Source organism: Pseudomonas danubii, from assembly GCF_042980055.1.
GTDB classification, from domain to species: domain Bacteria; phylum Pseudomonadota; class Gammaproteobacteria; order Pseudomonadales; family Pseudomonadaceae; genus Aquipseudomonas; species Aquipseudomonas danubii.
Genome location: NZ_CP116502.1, coordinates 6,549,352 through 6,571,688 on the forward strand (window position 1 = coordinate 6,549,352; position 22,337 = coordinate 6,571,688).

A 22,337-nucleotide genomic window follows, 5' to 3' on the forward strand; every position below is an offset into this window, starting at 1 on the left:
AGGCATGAAAAAGGCGGCTACCTTGGGGTAGCCGCCTTTTTTTGTGTTCAGGGTAGAGGGGGATGGTGTGAATATCCGGTGATACGGGGGGGGCCATTTGTGGTTGCGCTTTTACAGCGGGGGTTTGGGTACATATCCGTTGCTGCGGGTGTGGCGGCTTATGGTTTCGCTCTTACAGCGACTCACTTTTGAAGAGCGCAAAAGTAAGCAAAACGCTCTGCCCCTCCACTCGGTGCCTCGCCTAGGCTCGGCATGCCCTCACTCCGGCATTGATCCGTGGGCCGCCGCCACCGGCCATCCATGGCCGGGTGGCGGCTAACCCGGCGTCCTGCCGGGTTACCCACGGCTCAATGCCTGCGTTCGGCCATCGTGGTTAACGGGGCGTTCAGATCAAGATCAAAATCAAGAGCGCGACGGCGGCCTTGCGGCCGGCCTGAAGATGGGGCGGTGTGTAGCGCCTCCCGTGTAGGAGCTGGCTTGCCAGCGAAGGCGTCAGCCCAGGCGATGCATGTCTCACGGGCCTCTTCGCCGGCAAGCCGGCTCCTACAGCGAGATGCGGTGTTTGGGCCACCGTAGGAGCTGGCTTGCCAGCGAAGGCGTCCGCCCAGGTGCTGCATGTCTCACAAGCCCTTTCGCCGGCAAGCCGGCTCCTACGAACAGCGCGTAACACGCGCTTGGCTTTTGATCTTGATCTTCAGGCCCCTTCCCAGCAGGCCGAGCGTAGGCGTTGCGTAGGGGGCAGCTCGGCATGGATGCCGAGCTAGCCGCCACCCGGCCATGGATGGCCGGTTGGCGGCGGGCCCCCGGAGCAATGCCGAAGTGAGGGAACCCCGAGCCCCAGCGAGGGGCCCATGGAGGGGCAAGCGTTTTTGGTTCCTTTTTAGGCGTTTGTAAAAAGGGACTCGCCGTAAGGGCGAAACCGCCAGTAGCCACACCCGCAGCAACGGATATGTACACAAAAAGATCCCAGTTTTACGACTAGCTTCCCCACCGCTCAAGACCAAACCCTCCCCCCCTTCCCCTCAAACCGCGATCACCGAAAATTCCTACAACTCGCGTCCAATTGCATCACCTTGTCCCTCCAAGGCGATGCCCTTAAGGTCTGGGGGTCATTGCAAATTCAGTGACAGGGGTGTGGAAGCCCCTATATCGTTAGGCGCGCAAAGCACCAGCAACCGTCAGGCATGTTTGTAGCCTGCACTTTATGGTGGCTGTGCGCGGGGCACTCTTGAGTGCGCCGGGTGCCTAACGTCCCGGTCTTCCACACCTGCGTACAGCCGCCACCTAATTACGTGGAAGTGATTTTTGGCGACTCCGACTCATACGTTAGGAAGCAGACCAATGAAGAAAATCACACCCGATCCACCCATCGATACAGTGGATAAAAACGTGGAGCACTACATGCCCCTCACCAGCAACGACTACAACATCCCCGCCCTGCTGGTGGACACCCAGGCCCCGCTGGACGCCCTCCACGAAGCCGCCGCCCACCGCATCCGCGCGGCCACCCAGTTGCTGGAAAACATCGCCAGCCACGACAACCTGCAGAGCAACCCGGCCCTGCTCCAGGACTTCGCCCAGCTGTGCGTCATCCCCCTGCGCGACGGCTGCGACCTGCTCGATGTACTGGGCCGGCGCCTGCAGGAACAACTGCTCACCTGACCCCTGATCCGGGCCCGGCGCGCCCCGCCGGGCCCATCAAGCCGCCCCGATAACCGCCCCCTGCGCCCCGTAATTGCAAAGCGACATTAGCCCATTTGTGCTAATCGACCCTCCCCCAGGCCGGGGCTATAGTGCCGAGCAACCACCCGCTCTCCCCCAACACTGCCGTTCTGCGGTGTCGGGAGCGGCTGCGCCGTTGAAAACACAACAACACCAAGGAAGATTCATCATGAAACTCCATTCCAGCGTCCGTCCTCTCACCCTGCTCAGCGTCCTGGCCCTCGCCCTGGGCGGTTGCGCCATTGCCAAACCGAGCAACGACGACCTCAAGAACCGCGCCCAGACCACCCTCGGCAAGCCCGTGAGCACGGTCTCGAACGTACGCAGCGACGCGTCCCAGACCTACTTCACTGCCAGCACCAGCAACGGCGAATATGACTGCGTATTGCCCAGCGGCGGCATGGTCGCCTTCGCCACCATGGGCGGCGCAGTAGCGCTCCCCGCCCAGTGCACCAAGCAGTAAGCCGGCAGTCCCTGACTACCCAGGTTCGCGGCGACCACCGGCCTCTGCGCCATGGCAGGGCTGTGTCGCGCGAACACTGCAACCTCTGCAAAGGTTCTGAACCCATGAACTCCCGCTTATTCATGGTGGCAGGCACAGTCCTGCTCGCCTGTGCCTTGAGTGCCTGCGCGCCGCGCCAGGGACGAACCCTGGACGAATACCCGCCGGTAAAAATCCCCACCGTGCAGTACCCCACCGTCCCCTTCGATACCCAGGCCGCGCGCGCCGCCCTGCAACCCGGCAACGCAACGCTCACCGGCAAGTTCTGCATCGTCGGCAACGACGGCATCGAGAACAGCGGCAATGTGGAGATCTATCTCTACCCGGTCACCCCGCACTTGCAGGCCTGGCATGACTTGCGCAGGTCCCAGCCCGAGGGCGCGCCGGTGAGCATGGCCCCCGAGGCCGTGGCCGTGCACCGGGTGACCCGGACCGACGGCAACGGCATCTTCCAGTTCACGGGGCTGCAACCGGGCCGCTACTTCGTCCAGGGCCAAGACATGGTGTACGGCACCAGCCGCTGGAATGAGTACGTGGGCACCGGCCAGAGCAACACCAACTACGGGCCGGTGACCACCCACTACTACACCGAGCGCAGTTCGATCTCTTCGTACTCAGGCATGCTGGATGACTTCGTCGAACTCGCCAGTGGCGAGAACAAGAAGCTGACCATGACCAACTATCCCCTGCTTATCCCGTGCCGGACCTGGTAGCAGCCCCTTGCGTCACGGCCCTGTGACTGGACGCCAGCGGCGTCTCGCGCAGGGCCCGCAAGGTGCCCCGCAGTTCCACCGGACGCACCGGCTTGGAGAGGATGGCGATGTTGCGGTCGTGCAGGGCGGCGTGGATTTTCTCGAGGTCGTGTCCGGTGATGATCAAGGCTGGTACTTCCCAACCCCGTTGTTGGCGGATGCTGTCGATGCATTCGATACCCGAGGCGCGGGTGCCCAGGTCATAGTCGGCGACGATAATGTCGCAATCGGTCAGTAGATTCTCCCCGCTCGATTCGGCCTGGACCACACAGCCCCAGCGTTCCAGCAACGCCGAGGTGGCCAGCAGGACGTTACGATCATCTTCCACCAGACAGACTCGCAACCCGGTCAGCAAGCCGCTCTGCACCGCTTCGTCACGGCTGTGCAAACGCTGCGGCGCAGCCAATACCAAGCCATGCAGGCTGACGGTAGTACCGTGATCGACCCGCGAACGAATCGTCACCTGCAGGTCGGTCATCTGCCCCAGGCGCTTGACGATGGACAGGCCCAGGCCAACGCCTTCGACGTCCTTGTCGCGCACCTGGCGGACCCGGTAGAACTCATCGAAGATCTTTGGCAGATGCTCCTCGGCGATGCCCCGGCCCTGGTCATAAATGACAATGGCCAGGCCCTGTCCACGACGGCGCACACCGATCAGCACCGGCCGTTCTGCGGCGTACTTGAAGCAGTTGGACAGCACGTTCTGCACCATGGTCGCCAACAGCCCCGGATCAACCCGCACCCAGTAACTGCAGGGGCGCAAGCGCAGTTCGACCCGCGCCCAGCGCGCCGCTTCGGCGTTCTGGCGCACCAGATCCCGCAGTAACTCCCCCAGGTGCACGGTTTCGTACTTGGGCTGCACGCGTCCGTTGTCCAGGGTGTAAAGGTCGAGGATCGAACGGAACAACTGCGACACGTTGAGCAGCGAACGGTCGATGTTGTCCACCAGCCGCCGCTCTTCGCCCCCCAGGTTGGCCTCGCGCAGGCAAGCAGTGAACAGGCCGATGGAATGGATCGGCTGGCGCAGGTCGTGGCTGGCCTGGGCCAGGAACCGGGACTTTTCCAGGTTGGCGGCAATCGCCTCTTCCGAAGCCAGACGGGTGCGCTTGAGCAGGATGTGGGCGTACACCGGAATCACCGTGCTGGTGATCATCAGCATCAGCACCATGTAGGGCTGGGCCTGCCAATACGGGGTCAGCAGATAGACCATGAACAGCGCAAACAGCGCCAGCACGGTGGCAATGGCCAGGTAGCGCGAGCCAAAACGCATGCCATTGCCCAGGTTCACCCAGACCATCACCGCATAAATCGGTAGCGCCCCCTCGCCGCCTACCACCAAGCCGTAACAGGTGCCGGTGTAGTCGTAGACCATGCCCAGGATGCGCCGCGCCGGGTAATGCCCGGGCCAGCGGGCAATGGCCATGCGCAGCAGGATCGAACCCAACATGAACAGGGCAATGTAGATCATCACCGGCACATAAGGGTCGACCTGCTGCCCCGGGAGAAAGCCGATCACGGTAAACCAGACCAGGGCGCACCCGGCCACGATAATCCGCAGGGTGGCCTGGTCGAGTTCGCTGTCCTTCTCAACGTTCATGCAATCACCTCCTTGTGCAATCTGTGTTGCCGTGGTCTTTTGCCGCTCGGCAATACCGCGTATCGAACACGACCAGCGGCCAGTTACAACGCCGCGCGTCAAGTTAGCATGCGCGCAGGACTGGATGTTTCAAGGAGTTTCACGACATGACATGCCGGATTATCGTCGCCGACGACCACCCGCTATTCCGCGAGGGCATGCTGCGCACCCTCCAGCGCCTGCTGCCCGACGCCCTGCTCGAAGAGGCTGGCGACCTGGCGGCGGTACTGGCCCTGGCCCTGACCGGCGAGGAGCCGGACTCGCTGATTCTGGACCTGCGTTTCCCCGGATTGACCTCGGTCAGCCTGATTGCCGACCTGCGCCGACAGCTGCCCCGAACCTCGCTCATCGTGGTATCGATGGTGGACAACCAGGACCTGATCGGCGAAGTCATGGCCGCCGGTGCCGACGGTTTTATCGGCAAGAGCATCAGCCCGGAGGAGATCGGCCAGGCAATCCAGGCCATTCGCCAGGGCGAAGTGGTGGTCAAGTACGCACCTTCCGGCTTGCTGCTGCCCCTGGATGCCGGCGCCGAGATCAGCCAGCTAACCACCCGCCAGCAAGAAGTGCTGCGCCTGATCGCCCAGGGCAAGACCAACAAGGAAATCGCCCGGGAGCTGGATATCTCGCCGTTCACCGTACGCATCCATGTCTCGTCCCTGCTGCACACCCTGAAAGTGCCCTCACGGGCAGCGGCTGCGGTGAAGTTCGCCGGGGCCTGGTAACCCGGGACAGGCTCGCGCACCCATGCCAGAGAGTCGCCTCCGGCGCTGCACCGGCTGTTTGCCCCGGTTGCACCTTTAACGCTGGGAAGCTTGGCGCAAATGAGGCAGCATCGGTCCTGGCACGCCTGTATAAACGCCATGGCATTGGGCGGCACGCCAGGAACAGCGTGCTGGCGCGGCCGCCCCACGCAGGAGAAAAACATCATGAATACGGATGAACGTGATGAACTATTTGATCGGTTGCACCACTGGTTCGGTGACTCGGAAGCCACCAACTGGAACGAATACACCACCGAACAGGTGGCCAAGGGCGTGCTTCACGCCTTTACCCCGGCGCAATGGCAACGGCTCGGCGAGACACTGCTGTCCCGGCCCGAGTACTGGCAGCACCGCTGCGCCGTCTCCCTGGGCGAGTTGCGAACGGCACCGGCCATCGCCTTGTTGAAACGCCTGCTGGCAGACTCGCCTTACCTGGATGTACGGGTCATGGCGGTCTATGAGCTGGACTGGGCGCAAGCTGCCATCGAGCAGCGCTATGCGCCCTGTATCCTGGAAATCATGGACAACCTCAGTGAAGAAGGCATCGAGCCGGAGCTGCACAGCCTGCTGACCAAGGCCGAGTCGGCCACCCTCTGAAAGCCCCAACCCTGGATGCCGGCTCCCCGCCGGCCATCCAGCCCCTTCAGCTGGACACCCGAGACTTCAACATCCAATGCTCGAAGGCCTCGGCGGGCAACGGCCGGCTGATCAGGTAACCCTGGACCGTGTCGCAGCCCCAGCTTTCCAGCAGTTTCAGGCAATGCTCGTACTCCACCCCTTCGGCCACCACCTTGAGCCCCAGCTTGTGACTCATTTCGATGGTTGAGCGCACGATCACCGCATCACCGCTGGTTTCGTCCAGGTTGCGGATAAAGGACTGGTCGATCTTCAACTCCTGCACCGGTAGACGCTGCAACTGGGCCAGGGATGAATAGCCGGTGCCAAAATCATCCACCGACAGACTGATGCCGCAGCCACGCAAGCGCTGCAGCACCGCCAGCGACTGTTCCGGATGGCGCATGATCGCGCTCTCGGTGATCTCGAACACCAGTTGCTCAGCGGCCACCTGATAGCGCTCCAGGCACTGGCTGACCCGGACTTCCAGGCCGTCGTCCTCCAGGTCGCTGGCGGAGATGTTCAGCGACAGGCGCACGGGCAAAGCCCGGCGGTTCCACTCCGCCAACTGGCGAATGCAAGCCTCGATGACCCAGGAGGTCAGGCTGTGCATGCTGCCGGTGCGCTCGGCCAGGGGAATGAACTCCGCTGGCGACACCACGCCAAATACCGGATGCCGCCAGCGCAGCAGGGCTTCGGCCTGGTGCAGGTAATCCCGGCGCAGATCCAGCTTGGGCTGATACAGCAGGAACAGCTCGCCATCGGCGGCGGCGCGACGCAGGTCACGGATCAGGCTGATCTGGCGCTGATGAGCCAGGTCGCGGTCTTGCTGGTAGACCTGCAGGTAACCGGGGTTGAGCGCTGCATCGTGGCGGGCGATCGCGGCACGGCTGATCAGCTCTTCGGCGGACTTGCCGTCGGCGGGATACACCGCCATGCCCATGCAGATCTGGCGCCGTACCTCATCCCCCTGAATCAGCTGGGGTCGGCTCAACAGGTCATGGAGGCGGTCGGCCATGGCAATGGCGCCATCGAGCTCGGTGTTTTCCAGCAGCAGGAGGAACTCGCTGGCGGTGATCCGCGCCGCGGTATCGCCCTGGGACAGCACATCACGCAGCCGCCGGCTCAGTTCCCCCATCATCTGCTCCAGCCCTTCATTGCCAAAGCCTTCGTTGATCGCCCGATAGTTGTCGATCCCCAGGTACAGCAACACCACGTTGCGCCGGGCAGCGATGGCCTGGCTCAGGCGCTCGATGGCCAGGGCCCGATTGGGCAGCCCGGTCAGGGGATCATGCAGGGCGTTGTGGGCCAGTTGCCGCTCACGGGTGGCAATGGCGCTCTGCATGGCGTTGAAGGCATCCGCCAGCACACCGAACTCGTCGCTGCGCTTGATGGCCACCGTGGCCTGATAGTTGCCGGCACCGATACGTCGGGCAGCCTGGGCCAGGTCTTCCAGGGGCCGCGAAACCCGCCGAGCCATCAACAGGGCGAAGACCAGGGAAATCACCAGCGCCACCATAGCGATCCACAGGAACTCCCGGTCCAGTGGCGCAAAGGCTTGCAGTGCCTGTTCCAGGGGGCTCTGCAACAAGACCATGACCCGTGGATCGTGGGCATCCCCGGTATTGGCCAGTTGCAGTGCCTGGTTGAGAAAGCGTTGGCCATGGGTTTCGCTCATCTGCGGCAGGGACTGCCACAACGAGTCACGCAGGACATTGATGATCGGCGACCAGAAGAACTCCGGCTGGGTGCTGAACAACTCTCCGGGGTGCTCGCCGTCAACGGTCAGGAATGAGACTTCCAGGTTGCTCATGGAACGCAGTTCCCGGGCGAACAACTCATCCATGGGAAAGCCCATCACCACCCGGGCAACGGGCAGCGAATCCAGCACTTCACCTTGCACCAACAGATAGGGGCGGCCTTTGATCGCAACGAACAGCATGTGAGTGTCGTGCCGCTGCGCTCGGCGCAACGCCCGGTCATAGGGAAACGGCTGCCCCCTGGCAATGTCCGCCAGCGTACTGGCGATTACCCGTCCCTCGGGACTGAGCACGAACATCTCGCTGGAACGAATACCCCCACGGTACTGCGCCAGGGACGCGAGGATGTCCACCGGCTTGCCGCTGACCACCGCGCGGTGAAACTCCGAATCCACCACCAGCCAGTCGATACCGTATTGCAGATTGCGACCCCGCAGGTCGAGCAGGCGCTCGAACACGCGAGTGCCGATCTTCAATTGCAATTGCGCCTGCTTCTCCACTGCGTGAGTAGTGGCGGTCTTCACCGCAAAGTACACCGCGCCAATCAGCACCAACAGCAACAGCGCCAGCACCCCGACAATCCTTGCCTGAAAGGTTCGGCGCCACTTCATAGGGCTGCTCTCATCCACTCCGATCGCCCGCCGGGCCGGAAAAGCACCTGCGCGGGTGACGGCCGCCGGGAGCTGAAAAATCCGTTCTTCATACCCATCCCTCTAAGAAGCTGAATGCGCGCGTCAAATAAATGCCGATTTCACTCCGACATTCCGGACACTCAGATTAATCCTCAAACTGTAGAAGATCACGCAATAAAACAGGTGACATCCAAGTCATTTTATTGACATTTGATGTCCGTCAACGCCGTCCAATACGTCCACAGCGTCCACACCACACGTCTGGACAGAGCCTCAACGGACAGTTGAGGGCCGCTCGGAAAAAAGCTGAAACCAGTTTCCCATTGAAACCCGTCTCGACCTGCCCCATCTAACCTGCATAGCCCATCGCGCAGGAGCCTTCATGAGCGACCAGCAAGCATTTCCCGAAGATCCACGTGAGTACCTCGATCCGGAAAATACCGAACAGCCCAGTGCCCATGGCACCGGCCTGGCCCTGCCCGGGCAGAATCTGCCGGACAAGGTCTACATCATGCCGATTCACAATCGTCCCTTCTTCCCGGCGCAGGTGCTGCCGGTGATTGTCAACGAAGAACCCTGGGCCGAAACCCTGGAGCTGGTAAGCCAATCCGACCACCACTCCCTGGCCCTGTTTTTCATGGATACCCCCCAGGAAGATCCGCGCCACTTCGATACATCCGCGTTGCCGGAGTACGGCACCCTGGTCAAGGTCCACCACGCCAGCCGCGAGAACGGCAAGCTGCAATTCGTCGCCCAGGGCCTGACCCGGGTACGCATCCGCACCTGGCTCAAACACCACCGGCCGCCCTACCTGGTGGAAGTCGAATACCCGCACCAGCCCAGCGAACCCACCGATGAGGTCAAGGCCTACGGCATGGCGCTGATCAACGCGATCAAGGAGCTGCTGCCCCTCAATCCGCTGTACAGCGAAGAACTGAAGAACTACCTCAACCGCTTCAGCCCCAACGACCCTTCGCCCCTGACCGACTTCGCCGCCGCCCTGACTTCCGCCACCGGCAACGAGTTGCAGGAGGTGCTGGACTGCGTGCCGATGCTCAAGCGCATGGAGAAAGTCCTGCCGATGCTGCGCAAGGAAGTCGAGGTCGCGCGCCTGCAGAAAGAGATCTCCGCCGAGGTCAACCGCAAGATCGGCGAGCACCAGCGCGAATTCTTCCTCAAGGAACAGCTCAAGGTGATCCAGCAGGAGCTGGGGCTGACCAAGGATGACCGCAGCGCCGACCTGGAACAGTTCGAGCAGCGACTGAGCGGCAAGGTCCTGCCGGCCCAGGCGCAGAAGCGCATCACCGAGGAAATGAACAAGCTGTCGATCCTCGAAACCGGCTCGCCGGAATACGCCGTGACCCGCAACTACCTGGAATGGGCCACCGCTGTGCCCTGGGGCGTCTATGGCGAAGACAAGCTCGACCTCAAGCACGCGCGCAAAGTGCTCGACCAGCACCACGCCGGGCTCGATGACATCAAGACCCGCATCCTCGAATTCCTCGCGGTGGGCGCCTACAAGGGCGAGATCAGCGGCTCCATCGTACTGCTGGTGGGCCCGCCGGGCGTGGGCAAGACCAGTGTCGGCAAGTCCATTGCCGAATCCCTGGGGCGGCCGTTCTATCGCTTCAGTGTCGGCGGCATGCGCGACGAAGCCGAGATCAAGGGGCACCGCCGCACCTACATCGGCGCCCAGCCGGGCAAGCTGGTGCAGGCCCTCAAGGAAGTGGAGGTGATGAACCCGGTGATCATGCTCGACGAGATCGACAAGATGGGCCAGAGCTACCAGGGCGACCCGGCCTCGGCCCTGCTGGAGACCCTCGATCCGGAGCAGAACGTCGACTTCCTCGACCATTACCTGGACCTGCGCATGGACCTGTCCAAGGTCCTGTTCGTGTGCACCGCCAACACCCTGGACTCGATCCCCGGGCCGCTGCTCGACCGCATGGAAGTGATTCGCCTGTCGGGTTACATCACCGAGGAAAAACTCGCCATCGCCAAGCGCCACCTGTGGCCCAAGCAGTTGACAAAAGCCGGTGTGGCCAAGAGCAGCCTGAGCATCAGCGACAGTGCCCTGCGCGCCGTGATCGACAGTTACGCCCGGGAAGCCGGGGTGCGCCAACTGGAGAAACAACTGGGCAAACTGGTGCGCAAAGCGGTGGTCAAGCTGCTGGACGAGCCGGATGCAAACATCAAGATCGGGCCCAAGGACCTGGAGGCCTCCCTGGGCATGCCGGTGTTCCGCAACGAGCAGGTCCTGAGCGGCACCGGGGTCATCACCGGCCTGGCCTGGACCAGCATGGGCGGCGCGACCCTGCCCATCGAGGCGACGCGGATTCATACCCACAACCGTGGTTTCAAGCTCACCGGTCAGTTGGGGGATGTGATGAAGGAGTCGGCGGAGATCGCCTACAGTTACGTCAGTTCGCACCTCAAGCAGTTCGGCGGCGACAGCAAGTTCTTCGACGAAGCCTTCGTCCACCTGCACGTTCCTGAAGGTGCCACGCCCAAGGATGGCCCGAGTGCCGGGGTGACCATGGCCAGCGCCCTGCTGTCCCTGGCGCGCAACCAGCCGCCGAAAAAAGGCGTGGCCATGACCGGCGAGCTGACCCTCACCGGCCACGTGCTGCCCATTGGCGGGGTGCGGGAGAAAGTCATCGCGGCGCGGCGCCAGAAGATCTTTGAGCTGATCCTGCCGGAGCCCAACCGCGGGCATTTCGAGGAGCTGCCGGACTACCTCAAGGAAGGCATCACCGTGCATTTCGCCAAGCGTTTTGCCGACGTGGCCAAGGTACTGTTCTAAATCCCTTCGCCGGCACGCCGGCTCCTACAGGTTGTCCCTTGTAGGAGCCGGCTTGCCGGCGAACAGGCCATAAGCGCCAACCTCCGTCCCCCGGCCCACACCGCCCATCATCTTCAGTTATGCTCGCCGTTCGTCACGAATGATCGGAGCTTCCTGACCCATGTCCGCACCTCGCCTGCTTGCCCTGCTCAGCCTCGCCCTGCTGGCCGCCTGCGCCAGCCAGCCCAAGCAAAACGTCACCGTGGAAAACCAGAGCCAATGCCCCCTGCAATTGCACAACGGGCAAACCCTGACCCTGACCCTGCCCAGTAATCCCACCACGGGCTATCGCTGGGCAATCCAGGATTCGGCCGGCGGCATCCTGCGCAAGGTCAGCCCCGAGGTCTACAGCAATCCCGAGAACACCGGTCTGGTGGGCAGCGGTGGTCAATCCACCTGGCGTTTCCAGGCGTTCGCCAGCGGCCAGGGCCGACTGCTGCTGACCTATCAGCAACCCTGGGCACCGGAAGAAGCACCGGTAAAAGCCTTCGACTGCTCGATCACGGTCAACTGACATGGGCTGGCTGATTCTTGCGCTAATGGGCGCCGCCACCTTCATCTACGGGATCAGCGTGCACGCCACGTTGCTCTGCCTGTTGGTCAAGCCGTTGCCGGTACTGGCCCTGCTGGGCTGGTTGCACGATGCGCCGCCGGGGGACTATCGCCGCTGGATCGCCATTGGCCTGTTGTTCTCAGTGCTGGGGGACGTGCTGTTGGCCTGGCCTTCGGACCTGTTCGTGTTCGGCCTCGGGGCGTTTCTGGTGGCGCACCTGGCCTACCTCAAGGCCTATCTCTGCGACTGTCGGCGCCTGGCGCTGTTGCCGCTGGTGGTGGCACTGGCCATTGGCGCGGGGCTGTTGAGCATCCTGATTTCCCACGGCCTGGGCCCGCTGCTGATCCCGGTGATCGTCTACGCCCTGACCATCAGCGCCATGCTCTGGCGCGCCCTGGCACGCCTGGGCTCGACAGTGCCTGCGCGCTCGGCGGCCCTGGCCGCGGTGGGCGCCTTGAGCTTTGCCTTCTCCGACAGCCTGATTGGCATCAGCCGCTTCGTGGTGGCCTTCGATGCCGCGCCCTACTTGATCATCATTTTCTACTGGCTGGGCCAGTGGGGTATCGCCGCTTCGGCGTTCAGCCAGAAGCCGCGCTGACCTACCTTCGCCGACAGGCCGGTCCCTACAATCTGTAGGAGCCGGCTTGCCGGCGAACAGCATCACACCTTGCGTCGCCCTTGCGCTCCTGAAGGCCCTGCGGGCCTTATCGCAGCCTGCGGCAGCGGCTACAATGCCGCCCTCTTTTTATCTCCATCGCTGGAAATGCCGTGAGCAAAGAACCCGACCGCCTATTCGCCCAGCCCCTGGCCCAGGTGCCCGACTTCGCCTTTAACGAGGATGTGGTGCGGGTGTTCCCGGACATGATCAAGCGCTCGGTGCCGGGTTACCCGACCATTGTCGAGAACCTCGGGGTGCTGGCCGCGCAGTTCGCTCAGCCCAACAGCGTGCTCTACGACCTGGGCTCATCCCTGGGCGCGGTGACCCAGGCCCTGCGCCGCCATGTGCGCAGCGACGGTTGCCGGGTGATCGCCGTGGACAATTCGGCGGCCATGGTCGAGCGTTGCCGGGAATACCTCAACGGCCAGGATTCGATGTTCCAGGAGTTGCTGCCGGTGCAGGTGATCGAAGGCGATATCCTGGCCCTGGAGTTCCAGCCGGCCTCGGTGGTGGCCTTGAACTTCACCCTGCAGTTCATCGCCCCCGAGCAGCGCCTGGCCCTGCTCGGGCGCATCCGCCAGTCGCTGCTGCCCGGCGGCGCGCTGATCCTCTCGGAGAAGCTGCGCTTCAACGACACCGAGGAACACGCCCTGCTCACCGACCTGCACATCGCCTTCAAACGCGCCAACGGCTACAGCGAACTGGAAATTGCCCAGAAGCGCAGCGCCATCGAAAACGTCATGAAGCCCGACAGCCTCGAAGAACACCGCGAACGCCTGCTGGCCGCCGGGTTCTCGAAAGTCGTGCCGTGGTTCCAGTGTCTTAATTTTGCCTCGTTGATTGCCCTGCCATGATTGATCTGTCTCCCCTCGCTCGCCGTCTGGCGGGCACGCCCCTGGCCGAATGGGCCAACGGCCTGCAAGCCCAGCTCGATGCCAAGATGGAAAAGGGCCATGGCGACCTGGAGCGCTGGCAGAGCGCCCTCGACGCATTGCCGAACATCCAGCCCAGCGAAGTCGACCTGATCAACGGCCTGCGCCTGGACACCGACTGCGACGACGCCACCCGGGCGCAGATGCGTACCGCACTGATGGGCCTGTCACCGTGGCGCAAGGGCCCGTTCGACCTGTTCGGCGTGCACGTGGATACCGAATGGCGTTCGGACTGGAAGTGGTCGCGGGTCGCACCGCACCTGAACCTTGAAGGCAAACGCATCCTCGATGTCGGCTGCGGCAATGGCTACTACATGTGGCGCATGCTCGGCGCCGGCGCCCATAGCGTGATTGGCGTCGACCCCAACTGGCTGTTCTTCTGCCAGTTCCAGGCGGTGCAGCGCTACCTGTCGGAGCCCTCGGTGTGGCACTTGCCGTTTCCTTTCGAAGACCTGCCGGCCAACCTGGAAGGTTTCGACACGGTGTTTTCCATGGGGGTGTTCTACCACCGGCGTTCGCCCATCGAGCATCTGCTGGCGCTCAAGGACTGCCTGGTCAAGGGTGGCGAACTGGTGCTGGAAACCCTGGTGGTGGAAGGCGATCAGCATCAGGTGCTGGTGCCGGAAGACCGCTACGCGCAGATGCGCAATGTGTGGTTCCTGCCCTCGGTGCCGGCTCTGGAGCTGTGGCTGCGGCGCGCCGGGTTCAGCGACGTGCGCTGCGTGGATGTGAGCGTGACCAGCATCGAGGAGCAGCGCGGCACCGAGTGGATGAAGTACCAGTCCCTCAGCGACTTCCTCGACCCCAATGACCACAGCAAAACCATCGAAGGCCTGCCGGCGCCGATGCGCGCGGTGATTGTCGCCAAAAAATAACGCCGCCTTCCCCCTGTAGGCGCTGGCCGGGCGGCGTTCCGCTTGCCAGCGAAGGCGCCCGCCAGAGCGGCGCAAGGCTCAAGGGCCTGTTCGCCGGCAAGCCGGCTCCTACGGTTTTGTGTAGGCCGCGAACCGGTTTGCGATCAGCGCGCTCGACGCGCCTTGAAGAACTCGCTCAGCACCGTGCCGCACTCTTCGGCCAACACCCCGCCCTCGTACAGCACTCGATGATTGAGAAAGCCCTGGGTGAAGAACTGACCCTGGCTCTGCACGATGCCCGCCTTGGGTTCCAACGCGCCGTACACCACGCGGGCAATGCGCGAATGGACGATCAACCCGGCGCACATGCTGCAAGGCTCCAGGGTCACGTACAGGGTGCTGCCGGGCAGCCGGTAATTGCTCACCGCCTGGGCCGCCGCGCGGATCGCCACCATCTCGGCGTGGGCGCTGGGGTCGCTGCCGCTGATGGGGCAGTTGTAACCGCGGCCGATAATCTCACCATCCAATACCAGCACCGCGCCCACCGGCACTTCCCCCAGGGCTGCGCCTTGGGCGGCCAGGGCCAGGGCTTCGCGCATGAAGTCCTGGTCGCGGCTGCGGTCGATGATCGGCGCCGGGCGTATCTGACGCATCACGCCACCTCGATGGCGGCCATCAGACCGGTTTCCATGTGGTCGATCACGTGGCAGTGGAACATCCAGACCCCAGGGTTATCCGCCACCAGCGCCACGCGGGCACGCTCGTTCTTGCCCAGCAGGTAGGTGTCGGTGAAGTAGGGAGTGATCTTCTTGCGGTTCGAGGCGATGACCTTGAAGCTCATGCCGTGCAAGTGGATCGGGTGTTGGTACTGAGTCATGTTCTTCAATTCGAAAATGTAGCTCTTGCCCTTTTTCAACGTGGCAATCGGGCGGTCGGCGCAGGTCTTGTCGGTAATGTCCCAGGCCTGGCCGTTGATCTGCCACAGGCTCGGCGGCTGGCCATTGTCCACGTTCACCGAGACCGAGCCAACCCACTCGAAATTGAAGTTGAGCTTCTCGGCGTTGTCGAGATCCGGCTCGGCCACCGGGTTGGCCGGCAGGGCTGGCGGCCACTGGGTCGGCGCATCGTTGTTGGCCACCGAACGCAAGGTGCCCAGGCGCACCGGACCGTTGCGCAGGGACAGTTCCTGCCCCGCCGCCGGCGCCTTGATCGCCAGGCAGATACGCATGCCCGGCCCCAGCCAGTATTCCTTGCCCAAAGGACGCGGCTCGATGGGGTTGCCATCCAGTGCATAGATCTGCGCTTCGACATCAGGGATGTTGATGCGGTAGGTCAGGGTGTTGTCCAGGTTGAGTAGACGCACCCGAGTAATCTGCCCGGCCGGCAGGTCGATCACCGCCTGGGACACGCCATTGATGGTGGACAGGCGCCCGGCCGTGCCGCCCCGCGCCGCTTCCCGGGGGATGCTGAAGGAGACGAACGCGCCCTCTTCGTCCACGTGCCAGCTTTTCAGGCTCAGGGTGCGCTCGTACTGGAAACCGGTGGGTTCGCGTTCTTCGATGATCAGCGGGCCCACCAGGCCGCGGCCCAGTTCTTCGCTGCTGTTCACATGGGGGTGATACCAGTAGCTACCGGCATCCGGTACGCGGAATTTGTAGTCAAAGTATTCGCCGGGCAGCACCGGCAGTTGCGAGACATAAGGCACACCGTCCATTTCCAGGGGCAGGCGGATGCCGTGCCAGTGGATGGTGGTGGCCACGGGCAGGTGGTTGATGAAGCGAACCCGCAGCCACTCGCCCTGGCGTACCCGCAGTTCGGTGCCCGGTGCCGATGGCCCGAAAGCCCAGGCTTCAGTCTTGTGCCCTGGCACCAGTTCCACATCCAGCGGCGCGGCGATCAGCTCGTAGTCGTGGCCCGCCTCGGCGTCGGCCATCTTCCCCAGCCAGTAACGCGAGGCGCCACCCGCTCCCACGCCCACCACTACCAGACCGGCCAGACCACCGAGTATTTGTCGACGGGTAAAGGACATGGACTCAACTACCTCACGTATCCGCGGCGGGCCCAGGCCCGCAAAAGGCGAATACGATACACCCGCAGTTGAGAAACAGTAAGGCCGGCGCGGCGACCGGACGCAGGCGGGACGGGGAAACGATGGGTGTTTTCGAGGGTGCGCTCGCTGGCAAGCCCGTTACTCTTGCAGGAGCCGGCTTGCCAGCGAACAAGCCCCTCAGTCCTGCAATCCCAACAGCAGATGCACCACACCACCGGCCAGGGGCATCACTGCTGGCACCCCTGCCACGCGCAGGGCGCTGCGGTCCAGCAACTGCGGATCATGCAGTTCCAGGCGCAGGCGGGTCAGGGCCAATGGTTGCTGGCTCTTGATGTTGGCGCTGCCACCCAGCGCCGCCAGCATCGCGTCATTCAGAACACTGCCCTTGGCCTGGGGGGCCTTCGGCTGATCAGGGATCAGGTCTGGAGTCAGGGCCTTCCAGAACGCCCGTTGCAATTTCTCGAACATCTTCAGTTCTCCAGAACCAGTGAGTCGGCGGCGACTTGCTGCCTTTGCAGGCATTCACGTACCTGAACCGCGTCTTCCAGATCGATGATCCGCGCTGCCAAGGCCTGGCACTCGCTCAGATCCAACTCCCGCACCCGGGCCTTGATGGCGGGAATCAGCGGCACGCTCACCGACAGCTCGTCTACTCCCAGGCCCAGCAACAGCGGCACCGCCAGGGTCTCGGAAGCCAGTGCACCACAGACGCCGACCCACTTGCCGTGGGCATGGGCGGCCTGCACCGTGCGCGCGATCAGGCGCAGCACTGACGGATGGAAGCTGTCGGCCTGGCTGGCCAGGCGCGGATGATCACGGTCCATAGCCAGGGTGTACTGGGTCAGGTCGTTGGTGCCGATGGAGAAGAAATCCACCTCTGGAGCAAAGCGGTCTGCCATCAGGGCCGCCGAAGGCACCTCGATCATGATGCCCAACTTGGGCCGCTCCGCCAGGCCCAGGGCCTGAACCTCGTCATCGAGCAATTGGCGCGCCTGACGCAGCTCCACCAGCTGGCTGACCATCGGCAACATGATGTGCAGGCGGGCCTGCCCGGCGCTGGCGAGAATCGCCCGGAACTGCTCCCGCAGCAGTTCGGGACGCTCCAGGCACAGGCGGATGCCCCGCAGGCCGAGAAAGGGGTTGGCTTCGCTGTCCATGGGCACATAGGCCAGAGGCTTGTCGCCGCCCACGTCCAGGGTCCGCACCACCAGATTGCGCGTCGGCCCCAGGGCCTGGGCAATGGCCAGATAGGTTTCGGCCTGCTCCTCGGCGCTCGGGGCGTGGCTGCGGTCCTGGTAGAGGAACTCCGAACGCAACAGGCCGACGCCTTCGCCGCCCAGGCTCATTGCCTGCTCGGCCTCCGCCAGAGAGGCAATGTTGGCCGTGACCTCCAGATGATGACCATCGCGGGTCACCGCCGGTTGCGCCGCCTGGGCCAGGTCCTGACGCTGGCGCAGGCGTTGCTGCTGACGCAGGGCCTCCAGTTGCTGCAGACGCTGAGGGTCCGGGTCCGTATGCAGTTCGCCGCGATCTGCATCCAGCAGAACCCGGGTGCCGTTGGCCAGGGACAGGACCCGGGACGACAGGCCACAGATCGCCGGCAGGCCCAGGGCCCGGGCGAGGATCGCCACGTGGCTGGTGGCGCCGCCGCCAACGGTGGCAAACCCCAGCACCTTGGCCGTGTCCAGGCTGGCGGTCTGCGAGGGGGTCAGTTGTTCGGCAATCAGAATGGCCTGATCCGGCAAGCTCAGGGCATGCTCTTGCACCCCGAGCATCCGCTTGAGCACCCGTTGGCCGACGTCCGCCAGATCCACCGCGCGCTCAGCCAGCAGCGTACTGCCCAGGCCCTTGAACAGCTCGGCGGTGGCCTCGATGGCACGGTTCCAGGCAAAGGCAGCGCTCTTGCCGGTGACGATCAGGGCCTCGGCCTGCTGCAACAGACTCGGATCGTCGAGGAGCTCCTGATGGGCCCGAAAGATTTCCTGCTGCGCGCCACCCCGGGCATTGTCCCGCAGCTGCTGCAGGTCCCGGACCGCCTCCCCCAAAGCGCGCTCAAGCACTTCGCGCTCCTGCTGCGGGTTCACCGCCCACTCCTTTATCTGCAGGCGCTGTTCAGCCACCTGCAGCACCTGGCCGACCGCCGAACCCGGTGACGCACAGACTCCCCGCAGAACCGTCTCCAACGACTCATCCCGCGCCGCTAGCGGCGCAAGACTCGGCGCCGCAGCACTGACTTTCTCGCCACAACCTGAGGCCAACAGTTCCACCAGAACCTGGATCGCCTGCTCGGCATCCGCACCTGCGGCACTGACCTGCAAGACATCGCCCTGCACCGTCTGCAAGGCCATGATCGACACCAGGGACTTGGCATTGGCCGAGTCCTGGCGCCGGTGCAGGCAGATGTTCGCGGCAAAGCCCTTGGCGGCCTGGGCCAGCAAAGCCGCCGGGCGCGCATGCAGGCCCTGGGGGTTGCCGAGGATCAGCGGTTTGGAAAACAGCGCCTCAGCTTCAGCGTCCTCGGCCTTGGCACCTTCCTCTGCGGAGGCGGGTTCGATCTGCAACACCGGCTGACCCAGCTCCACCAGCAGGCTGTCGGACACCAGCCCCGTCACCGCTTCGCCACTGACCACCAGCATCAGGGTCAACAGGCTGCGGGCATGCAGGGCCAGGTAGTCAGCGTCGAACTCGATCAGCGGCTGGCCAGCCGAGACCTGCTGACCTTCCTCGATCAGGCAGGTGAAGCCCTTGCCCGCCAGGTTCACCGTGTCCAGCCCGATGTGCATCAGCACCTGCTGGCCCTGCTCGCCGGTAATGCTCAGCGCATGGCCGCTACGCTGCAGGTTGCTGACCACCCCGGACAGCGGCGCGCAGAGGATCTGGGAAGTCGGGTCGATGCACAGCCCGTCACCGATCACCCGGCTGGAAAACACCGGGTCCGGGACCTGATCCAGGGGCAGCAGCACCCCGGACAGGGGCGCGAGCAATTGCAAGGGTTGGGTTATGGCCATGACGTCACCTGCTAATGATTCCTTGAAGTGCCGATGGAGCGCGAGCCCCGACAGCATCGCTTATTTCCACCAGTACTCGACCTGCAAACCGACGTTCGCACCGTGCCGGGCGCTGCCGAACACACCGCTGTCGGACAGCGCGGAACCGGCCGCCAGCTCATTGGCCGCGCGTTTGGCGGCCTCGTTCCAGCTGGCATAGGTGTAGTACAGGCGCACCTCCGGCCGGGCCCAGAACTCAGGTCCCTTGGGTGACCAGGTGGGCGCGAAGGTAAATTTACTGAGCTTGCGGGTGCCCCCGGGCGCTTCCACCTGATCGTGGCCAAACTCGGCCACCAGCTTGAACTGCTCGGTGATGGCATAGGCCGGGCGCACGCCCAGGGAGATCCAGTTCTGGTCCTGGCCGTCGGGGCGTATGTCCTTCTGATAGACCGCCTCGACCTGGCCGCCGAAGCGCGGGGTGACCTGCCAGTCGAAGAACTCCACCAGGCGATAGCTCTTGTTGCCGTCATCCAGGTAGGGATTGCCGGTGTAGCCCAGGCCGGTACCGGGGCCCTCACCGTATTGCAGGGCCAGTTTGTTCTTGCCGCCGAAAAAATCTTTCTGCACATGCTGGGTGGTGATCGCCCAGCCATTGTGGGCACCACGGCGATCGGGCTTTTCCAGGTAGCTCAGGCCCAACTCCAGCTCGCCGCCGGGGTTGGTCTGGAAACCGGCAACGTTGAAGTCGTGACGGCTCACGGCCTGCTTCTGGTAGAGGTTGTCCTTGCGGGAAAAGGCGTAGCTGTATTTCAGATCGCCGATGCGCACGTCCTCGACCCCGCCGCCGGTGGCGCTCTGGTTCCAGTAGTAGAAGTCGGAAATATGGATGTCGTTACGCTTGTAGTAACGGCGCCCGGCCCACAGCGAGCCGCCATTGAGGCTGGGCAGGTTCGACCACTGGGCGTACATCTGCGGCATGCGCGCCGAGCCATTCTCGCCCTGGAAGCTCAGGTTGCGGTCGTAGCGGTTGTAGAGCGACGCCATGCCGTCGACGCTGAGCACCGAGCCGTCTTCCAGGGTGTACAGGTCCTGGCGCAGCTCAAGCTCGGCGTACTGCTCACACTCGTTGCCCAGGCGGTACTTGGACTGCGCGCCGGGCAACTGGAAGCAGGACTGCGAGCCGCTGTTCACCGAGGTCCCCAGGCCGCTGCGCAGGTACCCGGCAAACTCCAGGGCCTGGGCCGGCAAGGGCAAGGCCAGACACAGGCAGGACGCCGCCAGAGCGCGATTTATTGTTGTTTTCATAAGCCACCGCATTATTTTTATTGTGTTGTATGGATTCATCGGAACCGGCTTGGCGGCGCATGCGCCGGGCCAGAAAGATCGCCTGGCCCGGTTCGCCGGCAAGCCGGCGCCTACAGGGTCAGGTGCAGGACGAAGGACTCGTAAGGCCGCAGGTGCAAGTGCCGGCTGCGGGGCTCGTGGTCCGGATAATTGCTGATCAGCAGGCGCTGTTGCATGCCGGTGCTGATCACCGCTTCCGGCAACTCGACCTCACACGGCGAGCCATAGAAGTTGTTCACCACCAGCAGGCGCTCGCCGTCGCCCTCACGCACATAGGCCCAGATCTGCCCATGCTCGGGCAGCAACTGGCGATAGAGGCCGTGCTGGATCAGCGCCTCATGACGACGCAAAGCAATCAACCGGCGATAGTGATGCAGCACCGAATCTTCGTCGTCGAGTTGCGCCTCGACATTGATCTGGCTGGCGTTGGCCGGTATCCCGATCCAGGGCTCGGCGCTGCTGAAACCGGCATTGACCCCGGCATTCCACTGCATCGGCGTGCGCCCGTTGTCCCGGGACTTCTGCTGGATCGCCGCCATGATGGCCTGCGGCTCTTCACCGGCCTCGCGCTTGAGGCGGTGGATGTTCAGGGTTTCGACATCGCGGTACTGCTCGATCCGCTCGAAGTGCGGATTGGTCATGCCCAACTCTTCGCCCTGGTAGATGAAAGGCGTGCCCTGGAGCAGGTGCAGCGCGGTGGCCAGCATCTTCGCCGACACCACCCGGTGCTCGCCGTCGTCGCCGAAACGCGAGACCACCCGCGGCTGGTCGTGGTTACACCAGAACAGCGCATTCCAGCCGCCACCGGCCTGCATGCCGGTTTGCCAGTCGGAGAGGATGCGCTTGAGTTCGAGGAAGTCGAAATCGGCCCGCAGCCACTTCTGCTGGTTGGGGTAATCCACCTTCAGGTGATGGAAGTTGAAGGTCATCGACAGCTCCTTCGACTCCGGATGGGAATAGCGGATGCAGTGCTCCAGACGGGTGGAGGACATCTCGCCCACATTCACCAGATCGTGCCCGGCGAACACTTCCCGATGCATTTCCTGCAGGTACTGGTGCACGTTGGGACCGTCGGTATAGAAGCGGCGGCCGTCGCTCTGATCCTCGGGGAAATCCGCTGGTTTGGAGATCAGGTTGATCACATCGAGACGGAAGCCACCGACGCCCTTGTCGCGCCAGAAGCACATCATCTTGAACACTTCGGCACGCACCTGGGGGTTGTCCCAGTTGAGGTCGGCCTGGGTGTGATCGAACAGGTGCAGGTAGTACTGCCCGGTCTGGGCCTCGTATTCCCAGGCGGAGCCACCGAACTTGGATTCCCAGTTATTGGGCTCATCGCGCCAGATGTAGAAATCCCGGTAGGGGTTGTCCAGGCTGCTGCGGGCCTGCTGGAACCAGGCGTGCTCGATGGAGGTGTGGTTGACCACGATATCCAGCATCAGCTTGATCCCGCGCTTGCCGGCTTCGGCGATCAGCAACTCGCAGTCGGCCATGCTGCCGTAGCTGGGATCGATGGCGTAGTAGTCGCTGATGTCATAGCCGTTGTCCCGTTGCGGCGAACGCAGGAACGGGGTCAGCCACAGGCAATCGACCCCCAGCCAGTGCAGGTAGTCGAGCTTGTCCACCACACCCAGCAGGTCACCGGTGGCCTGGCCTTGGTGGCTGTGAAAACTTTTCGGGTAGATCTGGTAGATCACCGAACGCTGCCAGTCTTGCATGGGGGAATCCTTTGGA

The 22,337-nt window shown here is 63.5% G+C and carries 18 protein-coding genes; 10 read left to right on the forward strand and 8 right to left on the reverse strand.

What is annotated here, in order from left to right:
* Positions 1–1,341 precede the first annotated feature (1,341 nt).
* The 3 genes from PFZ56_RS29460 to PFZ56_RS29470 all read left to right on the forward strand — a co-directional run bounded on the left by PFZ56_RS29460 (position 1,342) and on the right by PFZ56_RS29470 (position 2,937).
* On the forward strand, positions 1,342–1,662 hold the full coding sequence (locus PFZ56_RS29460) for a hypothetical protein (RefSeq protein ID WP_102880781.1): 321 nt from the start codon (positions 1,342–1,344) through the stop codon (positions 1,660–1,662).
* Positions 1,663–1,891: 229 nt separating this feature from the next.
* On the forward strand, positions 1,892–2,185 hold the full coding sequence (locus tag PFZ56_RS29465) for a hypothetical protein (RefSeq protein WP_102860434.1): 294 nt from the start codon (positions 1,892–1,894) through the stop codon (positions 2,183–2,185).
* Between the two features lie 104 nt (positions 2,186–2,289).
* The gene (locus tag PFZ56_RS29470; protein WP_123394042.1) at positions 2,290–2,937 is read left to right on the forward strand and encodes a carboxypeptidase-like regulatory domain-containing protein; all 648 of its coding nucleotides are present in this window, start codon (positions 2,290–2,292) and stop codon (positions 2,935–2,937) included.
* On the opposite strand, the gene PFZ56_RS29475 is transcribed toward PFZ56_RS29470, so the two are convergent.
* The gene (locus PFZ56_RS29475) at positions 2,915–4,573 is read right to left on the reverse strand and encodes a hybrid sensor histidine kinase/response regulator (protein ID WP_170001435.1); all 1,659 of its coding nucleotides are present in this window, start codon (positions 4,571–4,573) and stop codon (positions 2,915–2,917) included. The two genes, PFZ56_RS29470 and PFZ56_RS29475, sit on opposite strands and share 23 nt — an antisense overlap.
* Before the next feature lie 146 nt (positions 4,574–4,719).
* Here PFZ56_RS29475 and PFZ56_RS29480 point away from each other — a divergent pair, with 146 nt between their 5' ends.
* Positions 4,720–5,337 (forward strand): response regulator transcription factor, encoded by a 618-nt coding sequence (locus tag PFZ56_RS29480; protein ID WP_102860431.1) that lies wholly within the window; start codon positions 4,720–4,722, stop codon positions 5,335–5,337.
* A 204-nt stretch (positions 5,338–5,541) separates the two neighbouring features.
* Positions 5,542–5,973, forward strand: coding sequence for a hypothetical protein (locus tag PFZ56_RS29485; protein ID WP_102880785.1), 432 nt, complete (start codon positions 5,542–5,544; stop codon positions 5,971–5,973).
* A 46-nt stretch (positions 5,974–6,019) separates the two neighbouring features.
* Here the strand turns inward: PFZ56_RS29485 and PFZ56_RS29490 are convergent, their stop codons facing one another.
* Entirely contained in the window at positions 6,020–8,362 is a 2,343-nt protein-coding gene (locus PFZ56_RS29490) for a bifunctional diguanylate cyclase/phosphodiesterase (RefSeq protein ID WP_110597120.1), read from the reverse strand.
* Between the two features lie 403 nt (positions 8,363–8,765).
* On the opposite strand from PFZ56_RS29490, the gene lon reads away from it, so the two are divergent.
* The 5 genes from lon (at position 8,766) to cmoB (ending at position 14,243) form a co-directional block, all read left to right on the forward strand.
* A complete protein-coding gene (lon, locus tag PFZ56_RS29495) occupies positions 8,766–11,186 on the forward strand; it encodes an endopeptidase La (RefSeq protein ID WP_102880787.1) in 2,421 nt (806 codons plus the stop codon).
* 160 nt (positions 11,187–11,346) lie between these two features.
* Positions 11,347–11,739, forward strand: a complete 393-nt coding sequence (locus tag PFZ56_RS29500; RefSeq protein ID WP_102860427.1) for a protease inhibitor I42 family protein — start codon at positions 11,347–11,349, stop codon at positions 11,737–11,739.
* 1 nt (position 11,740) lies between these two features.
* Positions 11,741–12,376, forward strand: coding sequence for a lysoplasmalogenase (locus PFZ56_RS29505; protein ID WP_110597121.1), 636 nt, complete (start codon positions 11,741–11,743; stop codon positions 12,374–12,376).
* 170 nt (positions 12,377–12,546) lie between these two features.
* Positions 12,547–13,290, forward strand: coding sequence for a carboxy-S-adenosyl-L-methionine synthase CmoA (gene cmoA, locus PFZ56_RS29510; RefSeq protein ID WP_102880789.1), 744 nt, complete (start codon positions 12,547–12,549; stop codon positions 13,288–13,290).
* Entirely contained in the window at positions 13,287–14,243 is a 957-nt protein-coding gene (gene cmoB, locus PFZ56_RS29515) for a tRNA 5-methoxyuridine(34)/uridine 5-oxyacetic acid(34) synthase CmoB (RefSeq protein WP_170001436.1), read from the forward strand. Before cmoA ends, cmoB begins: the two co-directional genes overlap by 4 nt.
* A gap of 143 nt (positions 14,244–14,386) precedes the next feature.
* Here the strand turns inward: cmoB and tadA are convergent, their stop codons facing one another.
* The 6 genes from tadA to treC all read right to left on the reverse strand — a co-directional run bounded on the left by tadA (position 14,387) and on the right by treC (position 22,321).
* Positions 14,387–14,875, reverse strand: a complete 489-nt coding sequence (gene tadA, locus PFZ56_RS29520) for a tRNA adenosine(34) deaminase TadA (protein WP_110597123.1) — start codon at positions 14,873–14,875, stop codon at positions 14,387–14,389.
* Entirely contained in the window at positions 14,875–16,251 is a 1,377-nt protein-coding gene (locus PFZ56_RS29525; RefSeq protein WP_170001437.1) for a multicopper oxidase family protein, read from the reverse strand. Before PFZ56_RS29525 ends, tadA begins: the two co-directional genes overlap by 1 nt.
* A 198-nt stretch (positions 16,252–16,449) precedes the next feature.
* A complete protein-coding gene (locus PFZ56_RS29530; RefSeq protein WP_170001438.1) occupies positions 16,450–16,740 on the reverse strand; it encodes a PTS transporter subunit EIIB in 291 nt (96 codons plus the stop codon).
* A gap of 2 nt (positions 16,741–16,742) precedes the next feature.
* A complete protein-coding gene (gene ptsP / locus PFZ56_RS29535) occupies positions 16,743–19,280 on the reverse strand; it encodes a phosphoenolpyruvate--protein phosphotransferase (protein WP_170001439.1) in 2,538 nt (845 codons plus the stop codon).
* Between the two features lie 60 nt (positions 19,281–19,340).
* Complete coding sequence (locus PFZ56_RS29540; RefSeq protein ID WP_170001440.1) at positions 19,341–20,564, reverse strand: carbohydrate porin; 1,224 nt, start codon at positions 20,562–20,564, stop codon at positions 19,341–19,343.
* 110 nt (positions 20,565–20,674) lie between these two features.
* Complete coding sequence (treC, locus tag PFZ56_RS29545) at positions 20,675–22,321, reverse strand: alpha,alpha-phosphotrehalase (RefSeq protein WP_170001441.1); 1,647 nt, start codon at positions 22,319–22,321, stop codon at positions 20,675–20,677.
* Between the last annotated feature and the right edge of the window lie 16 nt (positions 22,322–22,337).

Excerpts from the sequence above, each read along its gene's own strand:
- PFZ56_RS29505 (WP_110597121.1), top strand. The coding sequence starts at position 11,741 with ATGGGCTGGCTGATTCTTGCGCTAATGGGCGCCGCCACCTTCATCTAC.
- PFZ56_RS29465 (WP_102860434.1), top strand. The coding sequence starts at position 1,892 with ATGAAACTCCATTCCAGCGTCCGTCCTCTCACCCTGCTCAGCGTCCTG.
- tadA (WP_110597123.1), bottom strand. The coding sequence starts at position 14,875 with ATGCGTCAGATACGCCCGGCGCCGATCATCGACCGCAGCCGCGACCAG.
- cmoB (WP_170001436.1), top strand. The coding sequence starts at position 13,287 with ATGATTGATCTGTCTCCCCTCGCTCGCCGTCTGGCGGGCACGCCCCTG.
- PFZ56_RS29475 (WP_170001435.1), bottom strand. The coding sequence starts at position 4,573 with ATGAACGTTGAGAAGGACAGCGAACTCGACCAGGCCACCCTGCGGATT.
- PFZ56_RS29480 (WP_102860431.1), top strand. The coding sequence starts at position 4,720 with ATGACATGCCGGATTATCGTCGCCGACGACCACCCGCTATTCCGCGAG.
- PFZ56_RS29500 (WP_102860427.1), top strand. The coding sequence starts at position 11,347 with ATGTCCGCACCTCGCCTGCTTGCCCTGCTCAGCCTCGCCCTGCTGGCC.
- PFZ56_RS29470 (WP_123394042.1), top strand. The coding sequence starts at position 2,290 with ATGAACTCCCGCTTATTCATGGTGGCAGGCACAGTCCTGCTCGCCTGT.
- PFZ56_RS29525 (WP_170001437.1), bottom strand. The coding sequence starts at position 16,251 with ATGTCCTTTACCCGTCGACAAATACTCGGTGGTCTGGCCGGTCTGGTA.
- PFZ56_RS29530 (WP_170001438.1), bottom strand. The coding sequence starts at position 16,740 with ATGTTCGAGAAATTGCAACGGGCGTTCTGGAAGGCCCTGACTCCAGAC.
- PFZ56_RS29460 (WP_102880781.1), top strand. The coding sequence starts at position 1,342 with ATGAAGAAAATCACACCCGATCCACCCATCGATACAGTGGATAAAAAC.
- ptsP (WP_170001439.1), bottom strand. The coding sequence starts at position 19,280 with ATGGCCATAACCCAACCCTTGCAATTGCTCGCGCCCCTGTCCGGGGTG.
- lon (WP_102880787.1), top strand. The coding sequence starts at position 8,766 with ATGAGCGACCAGCAAGCATTTCCCGAAGATCCACGTGAGTACCTCGAT.
- PFZ56_RS29485 (WP_102880785.1), top strand. The coding sequence starts at position 5,542 with ATGAATACGGATGAACGTGATGAACTATTTGATCGGTTGCACCACTGG.
- PFZ56_RS29540 (WP_170001440.1), bottom strand. The coding sequence starts at position 20,564 with ATGAAAACAACAATAAATCGCGCTCTGGCGGCGTCCTGCCTGTGTCTG.
- PFZ56_RS29490 (WP_110597120.1), bottom strand. The coding sequence starts at position 8,362 with ATGAAGTGGCGCCGAACCTTTCAGGCAAGGATTGTCGGGGTGCTGGCG.
- treC (WP_170001441.1), bottom strand. The coding sequence starts at position 22,321 with ATGCAAGACTGGCAGCGTTCGGTGATCTACCAGATCTACCCGAAAAGT.